Origin of the sequence: Corallococcus llansteffanensis (genome assembly GCF_003612055.1) — a bacterium.
Taxonomy (GTDB): Bacteria; Myxococcota; Myxococcia; order Myxococcales; family Myxococcaceae; genus Corallococcus; species Corallococcus llansteffanensis.
In genome coordinates this window covers 1-7,184 of sequence record NZ_RAWB01000512.1, presented here as the reverse complement: position 1 = coordinate 7,184, position 7,184 = coordinate 1, and the positions used below count along the sequence as shown (strand labels likewise).

General features: G+C 68.5%; 6 protein-coding genes. 2 read left to right on the top strand and 4 right to left on the bottom strand.

Annotated features, from left to right (window positions below; translation table 11 throughout):
- A partial coding sequence (locus D7V93_RS33615) for an AMP-binding protein (protein ID WP_120647267.1) occupies window positions 1-1,396 on the bottom strand: 1,396 nt, incomplete at its 3' end.
- A gap of 251 nt (window positions 1,397-1,647) precedes the next feature.
- Between D7V93_RS33615 and D7V93_RS33610 the strand changes: the two genes are divergently transcribed.
- On the top strand, window positions 1,648-2,859 hold the full coding sequence (locus D7V93_RS33610; protein ID WP_120647266.1) for an AAA family ATPase: 1,212 nt from the start codon (window positions 1,648-1,650) through the stop codon (window positions 2,857-2,859).
- The gene (locus D7V93_RS33605; protein ID WP_120647265.1) at window positions 2,859-3,464 is read left to right on the top strand and encodes a DUF4276 family protein; all 606 of its coding nucleotides are present in this window, start codon (window positions 2,859-2,861) and stop codon (window positions 3,462-3,464) included. Before D7V93_RS33610 ends, D7V93_RS33605 begins: the two co-directional genes overlap by 1 nt.
- 46 nt (window positions 3,465-3,510) lie before the next feature.
- Here D7V93_RS33605 and D7V93_RS33600 read toward each other — a convergent pair whose 3' ends face one another.
- The 3 genes from D7V93_RS33600 to D7V93_RS33590 form a co-directional block, all read right to left on the bottom strand.
- The gene (locus D7V93_RS33600) at window positions 3,511-5,499 is read right to left on the bottom strand and encodes an esterase/lipase family protein (protein WP_120647264.1); all 1,989 of its coding nucleotides are present in this window, start codon (window positions 5,497-5,499) and stop codon (window positions 3,511-3,513) included.
- Between the two features lie 127 nt (window positions 5,500-5,626).
- Entirely contained in the window at window positions 5,627-6,682 is a 1,056-nt protein-coding gene (locus tag D7V93_RS33595) for an alpha/beta hydrolase (RefSeq protein ID WP_120647263.1), read from the bottom strand.
- A 44-nt stretch (window positions 6,683-6,726) separates the two neighbouring features.
- The coding region (locus tag D7V93_RS33590) for a class I adenylate-forming enzyme family protein (RefSeq protein ID WP_147451477.1) at window positions 6,727-7,184 on the bottom strand (458 nt) is incomplete at its 5' end.

Here is a 7,184-nt window from a genome sequence, read left to right as displayed (position 1 = left end):
CGCAGAAGGCCAGGAGCCACGCGAGCGTGGGCGCGGTGCCGGGCCGGGGGACGACGAGGGCGCGGGGGGTTTCGCCCCACTTCGGGTCGGGCACGCCGATGACGGCGACCTCGGCGACATCGGGGTGGGCCGCGAGGATGCTCTCCACCTCCGCAGGGTGGATGTTCTCCCCGCCGGAGATGATGAGGTCCTTGCGCCGGCCCTCGATGCGGAAGAAGCCCTGGGCGTCGCGGGAGGCGAGGTCGCCGGTGTGGAGCCAGCCGTCCACGAAGGCGCGCGCGGTCTCCTCCGGGCGGCGCCAGTAGCCGGCGCACAGGTGGGGGCCGCGCAGCAGCAGCTCGCCCACGTCACCGGGCTGCTGTTCACCGTCGATGCGCGCCTCGACGTGGAACAGGGGCACGCCGACGAAGCCCGCGTGGGAGCGCACCGCGTGGGCGGGGAGGAAGAAGGTGTTGGGGCCCGCCTCGGTGAGGCCGTAGCCGGTGCGGAAGGGGATGTCGCGGGCGAAGAAGCGCTCGAAGACGGGGGCGGGACAGGGGGCGCCGCCGCTGATGAGCAGCTTGAGGCGGGTGAAGTCCACCGCGTCGAAGCGCGGGTGGCGCTGCATCTCGATGAACATGGTGGGCACGCCGAAGACGACGCTGACGGTGCCCGAGTGGATGAGGTCGAAGGCCTGCTCCACGTCGAAGCCCCGGCACACGACGGACGCGCCGCCCACGTACACCAGGGGCAGGGTGAACACGTTGAGGCCGCCGGTGTGGAACAGGGGCGCGTTGAGCAGCGCCACGTCGTCCTGGGTGAGGCCCCAGCTCACGACGGTGTTCGCGGCGTTGACGGTGAGGGAGCCATGGGTGAGCACGGCGGACTTCGGCAGGCCGGTGCTGCCCCCGGTGGAGCACAGCACCCAGGGCGAGTCGGGCTCCACGTCGACGCAAGGGAGGACGCCGGTGAGGGCCTCGCGGGAGGCGAAGGCCCGCTCGCCAGGGAGCGGATCCGAAAGGGGGACCCAGTGGATGACGAAGCCGGGCAGGCGGGAGCGCAGCGCGTCCACCTGCGCGCGGAACTCCGGGCCGAAGAACACGGCGCGAGGCGCCACGTCGGCGAGCAGCCCGTGCAGCTCCTCCACGCCCAGGCGCCAGTTGAGGGGCTGGAGCACGGCGCCGCGCTTCGCGCAGGCGAACAGCAGGTCCAGCGTCTCCACGCCATTGTGCGCGAGCACCGTGACGCGGTCCCCCGGGTTCACTCCCAGGGCCAGCAGCAGCAGCGCGGTCTGGTGGGCCGTGGCGTTCCACTCGCGCCACGAGATGCGCCGTCCGCCATGGAGTGCGTCGATGAGCGCCGTGCGCTCCGGGGCGAGCGATGCCCGCCGGGCCAGCCAGTCATGGACGATGGGCATGCACCCGTGACTTTAGGTCGCCACGCGAGGATTCATTCAACGGAGTTTGCGGCGACCCTTCACTGTGTAGGGTAGTCGCAAACTCGCCGCAAACTCCGTGAGCGCCATGCCCACCAGCGCGAGCAACGCCTCTGCCGTGCCTGTTGGATTCGGAGGTAGACGTTGCGTGTTCACACGACGCTACCGCTAGCCCGGACCTGCTGGCACGATGGGCGACCCGGAGCAGTAGTCGTGTCCCTGGAGAGAGCCTGATGCCTTCCGCTGAAAACTCCAGGCAGCCTGCCAGCCGGGCACCGTTCATCACACGGGTCGTGCTGCGCGACTACCGCAGCATCGAAGCCTGTGATGTCGCCCTCGGCCCGTTGACGTTTCTCGTGGGCCCCAACGGCTCGGGCAAGAGCAACTTCCTGGACGCCTTGAGGCTCATCGCGGACGCCTTGCGGACCTCCCTGGACCACGCAATCCGAGAGCGGGGTGGGATCTTCAACATCGTGCGCCGTGCACCGGGGGGGACGGGGCAGTTCGAGATCCGCCTCGACTTCCAGTTGCATGACGGAGCCATCGGCCACTTCTCCGTCAGTGTCGGAGGTACCAGGGGTTACGTGGTGCACGAGGAGGAATGCGCCGTGGGCGAAGCGAAGTACCACGTTCGCGCAGGCAAGCTTCTCCTCAAGCCCTCGCCGGTTTCTCCGCCGGCTTCGGACGACCGCCTCTATCTGGTCAACGCCGCGGGCATCCCAGAGTTCCGCCCTGTTTTCGACGCACTCTCGGACATGGGCCTCTACAGCATCAGCCCGGATCAACTCCGAGCGCCCCAGGCACCTGACGCGGGAGAGTTCCTTGCTCGTGACGGCTCCAACCTTCCCAGCGTCCTGGCCCGTCTGACGACACAGACTGACGAGCCCCTGAAGCGGCGCATTGAGGAGTACCTCGGTGCCATCGTGCCAGGGCTGAAAGGGGTGGAGAACACCAGCATCGTGCACATGGAGACGTTGAAATTCCTGCAGCACATCGAGGGCACCGAAGGGCTCATGGCGTTTCCGGCCATCTCCATGTCCGACGGAACGCTGCGCGCACTGGGCATCCTGGTGGCGCTTTTCCAGACCCGGGTCAATCAGCGGATCCAGCTCGTGGGCATTGAGGAACCAGAGGTCTCGCTCCATCCAGCGGCAGCGGGCGTCCTCCGCGATGCACTCCGGGACGCCTCCCAGTACACCCAGGTCATCGTCACCAGCCACAGCCCCGAACTGCTCGACGACCCCAGCATCCATGGAGATGAAATCCTCTCGGTGGTCGCTGACCAGGGAAAGAGCCTCATCGCCCCAGTGGACGAAGAGACCCGGTCCGCGCTGCGCGACCGCCTCTACACCGCGGGCGAGCTGCTGAAGGCCAACCAGCTGTCTCCTGACAGGAGCGCTGTTCCCCAGCCGGATCAGCTCAAGCTCTGGGAGCACGACACCTGATGAAGCTGGGACTCGTCGTGGAGGGACACGGAGAGGTCTTCGCCGCGCCCATCCTGGTCAGGCGTCTGGCGCGGCACCTGGCGCCCACGCTCCACCTGGAGGTCCTGCCTCCCCACCGCATTCCCCGAGGACAACTCGTCAAGGAGGACGACCTGCGCCGTGCCATCGAGCTGACGGCCCGGAGGGTCGGCGGCAATGGGCGCATCCTCGTGCTGCTGGACGCCGACCAGGACCTGCCCTGCGTGTTGGGTCCCCGGCTCCTGACGTGGGCACGGAAGCACCGCTCGGACCGGGTCATCTCCGTGGTCGTCGCGCAGTGCGAATACGAAGCGTGGTTCCTCGCGGCCGCGGAGTCCCTGCGCAACCAACGCGGGCTCTCCTCCGACCTGCGGGCCCCGTCCGATCCGGAGCGCATCCGCGATGCGAAAGGCTGGCTGCGCACCCGGATGACAGAGGGCTACAGCGAAACGCTCGACCAGCCCGCGCTCACCAGCGTCTTCGACCTCGAAGCAGCGCGGCGCGCGGATTCCTTCGACAAGCTCTTCCGCGACATGGGCGCGCTGCTGGGCGTCAGCGTTCCTCCCCGACCCCAGCAGTCACCGTGACACCCCTTCCCCACCGCTCACACGGTGGGGAAGGAGCGACCTCACATCAGTCCCGCGAAACGAAGTGCGCGGAGATCTTGTTCCACACGGCCGGCGTGATGCCCATGCTCAGGTGGTCATAGGCCATGCCCTCCTGCTTCGCATCCGCGGTCTTCTTCGTCGTGGTCCAGCCCTGGGTGAGCTGGGTCATCGCCGCGATGCTCGTCTCGAAGAGCACGCCGTCGCTGCGCAGCGCGGACGTGGTGGACGTCATGCCGTCCGTCTCGAACGGCTGCGACCCGCCCGTCGTGCCGTACAGCACGTAGAGCGACGGCAGGCGCGAATCCACGCCGTGCTCCGCCAGGCGCGTGATGAACTTGCCGCCCATCTCCATGGCCGCCGCCATGCCCAGGCCGTCCATGATGCGGTACTTGCCGTAGTTCAGCGAGTCGTACGCCTCACGGTTCATGTTCGTGTTGTACGCGTGGAACGCGAAGCACGGCGAACCCACCGGGTCGAACGCCGTCGTGCGGCACACGCGGTGGTCGCTCGACTGCATGTAGCCCGCGGCAATCCAGGGGTTGAGCGGGTTGTAGATGAGCTTCGTGTCCATCCACGGGAAGTAGCGGTTCTCGTCGGGGTCGATGCTGTCCCACGAGGACGCGCTGCGGTCCGGGATCGGGTACGTGCCGCGCAGGTCGTACGCCGCCTGGAGCTGGCCCGGGTACGCCGTGACGTACTTGCCGCTGTCGTTCACGGCGCCGAAGAGGCTCATGTTGTAATCGTCGAACTTGAACGACGAAGCGGACAGCCCCTGGTTCGTGTTCAGCGTCTGCAGCGTGGTGCTGGACACCGGCGTGCCCGTGCTGGACAGGCCCGTGATGTTCGACAGGTAGATGCGGCGGAAGTAGTCCGGCCACGTGCCGCCGGAACCCGCGCACACGCTCTCCGCGTAGGGATTCTTGAACCAGGGCACGTCATATCCAAACGTCACGCACTGGAACGCGGAGAAGTACGTCCACGGCATCGGGCCACGGCCCACCGGCGCGTTGGAGGCCGTGCTCGCGATGGTCAGCGTGTGGATGGGGTGGCGGAAGTTCAGGTCGATGCCCTTGTGCGGGCCGGACAGCGGCACGTACACGCGCACCGAGTCGTCATACGCCGGCACCTGCGACGCCTGCTCCTTGGCCAGACGCTCGAAGAAGCGCGTCGTGCTGAAGCCGCCCCACGTCGCCGCGTTCTCCAGCCAGGGGTCCACCGCCAGCACGCCCTTGCTCCACGCCACCACGTCCACCCGCGCCACGCTCGGGTGCAGCGCCTTGATGCGCTGGACGGCGTTGGCCACGTGGATGGCGTGGTTGAAGTTGTCGCCGTGGAACGAGCCGAACGTCACCGCGTACACGCAGCGGCCCTTCGCCTCCAGGTCCTGCACCATGCCCGTCAGCTGCGCCGCGCCGCCGTAGGTGCCGCCCGAACCGTTGTTGCCGTTGGGGAACAGCCACACGTTCGCGTCCTGGATGGCGCCGTGCACCAGCAGCGTCGGCGTCAGATTGACGTTACAGGTGCGCGCCGCGGTGGCCCGCCCCTTGTGCAGCAGGACGAAGCGCGCCTCCGGCCTGGTGGGGCCGGGCGTGGGGCAGGCAGCCCCGGTCGCCGAGGTGGCACAGCTGTTCGCGTAGTAGAGGTTGAAGCCGTCCACCAGCTGCTGGTTCAGCGAACCGAAGTACGTCTTCAGCGGGTAGTCGCTGGACTGGAACGTGTCGTAGGCACGCAGCTTCAGCGTGCGCGGGTTGTAGTACTCCGTGCGGAAGCGCTGCTTGCCTTCCAGCAACTCAATCTGCCCCCAGGACCACGTGGGCGGCGTCAGCGTTCCCACCACCCGGTAGTTGCCGGTGAAGGTGGGGATGGCGTCGAAATACGGCGCCAGGTCCGCGTCCAGCGGAGCCTCCGCCGTGGCGAGCGACTCCTGCGCCGGGGGTGCTTCCGAGGGCGGTTCTGCCCCGCAACCTGCCATCAGCAATGCAGCCGTGAGCGACAACGTCCAGGTGCTTCGCATGCGGACCTCCGTTTGGGTGAAGAGGGTGCGGCGACAGCAGACGTGCGACAGACCTCCGCGCGGGCGCGCCAAGGGCGACCGGGGTCGTCCCGGAAGCCCTCCGCGCCTCACCGCGCGTCAGTGGGAACTAGCGGGCGTGCTCCTGCAGGAAGGGCGTGAGCAGGGCTTCGAACTCCTGCGTCTTCTCCAGGTGCGGGCTGTGGCCCGTGTCCTGGAGGACGACCTCGCGGAAGCGGCCCCCGTTGGCGGCGTAGCGCTCCATCACGCCGCGCATCTGGGACACCATGGGCTGCGGCGGGTACTTCTCATCCCCGGGCCAACCGGGCACCGCGCCCAGCTTGCCCAGGAAGCCGAAGTCGAACAGTGACGTGTCGGAAACGATGGCGTCGTCCGCGCCGCGGATCCACAGCACGTCCGGCCCGTTCTTCAGGGCCGCGAAGGAGGACGTGTTGTAGTAACGCGGCGCCATGGCGTTGTTCATGCCCGTGGTGCCCGGCGCCACGCCCGGCCAGTTGTCGGACTTGGTGAAGTTGCCCGGGTACAGCTCGTCCGACACGTGCGTGTTCAGCACCGAGTCCAGGAGCAGCTCCTCGTCCGGGTGCCGGAACGGCGGCTTCACGTAGCAGCCGTTCATCACGTTGCGCGGCGACGTGGGCGTCTCCGTGGAGCGGTCCTTCGACTTCAGCCGCTGCACGAAGTCCGGGTTGGCGGTGCCGCCGCCGGAGCCCGCGAAGTCCGCCCAGCACGGCGTGCCGACCGCGTCCTTCGTGCCGCCGAAGCCATAGGGCGACAGGGGCGCCTCCACCACCAGGCCCGCCACGCGCTCCGGGTGGTCCAGGGACAGCTGCATCACCATGCCCGCGCCCGCCGAGTGCGCCACGAACACCGCCCGCTTCAGCGACAGCGCGTCCATCAGCGCCGCCAGGTCGTCGCTGAAGTCGCGCATGCCGCGCGTCGCGTCGATGGTCTTGGGCTCCGTCTCGCCGTAGCCGCGCATGTCCGGCGCGATGCCCCGGTAGCCCGCCGGCAGCGTCTTCAGGAGCGACGCGAAGAACGCGGAGGAGGAACAGTTGCCGTGCACGAAGATGACCGGAAAGCCCTCCTCGCCCACGAACCGCGCGCGCACCCTGAGCCGCTTCGTGGGGACGTCCCGAATCTCGACCTTCCTGGAAGTGTCAGCCATGTGCGCCGCTCCTGGTTCGTTGCTTGAGAGAGGAAAACCGTGCGTCACGAAGCGTCGCGCGCGTCCGAGGCGATGGCCGCCTCGCGCAGCTCCCGCTTGAGGATCTTCCCGGCCGGAGACACCGGCAGGGCCTTCACCAGCTCCACCCGCTTGGGGACCTTGAAGCGCGCCAGCCGGCCCCGCAGGTGCTCCAGCAGCGCGTCCGCCGTCGCCTGCGCGTCCGCCTTGACCACCACGAAGGCCCGGCCCGCCTCGCCCCACTTCGCGTCCGGCACGCCCACCACCGCGCACTGCTGCACGGCGGGGTGTTCGTAGAGGACCGACTCCAGCTCCAGCGGGTACACGTTCTCCCCGCCGGAGATGAACATGTCCTTCTTGCGGCCCGCGATGGTGAAGAACCCCTCCGCGTCCACCCGCGCCAGGTCCCCGGTGTGGAACCAGCCGTCCGCGTCGATGGCCTCGCGCGTGCCGGCCTCGTCCTCGAAGTAGCCCGAACACATGG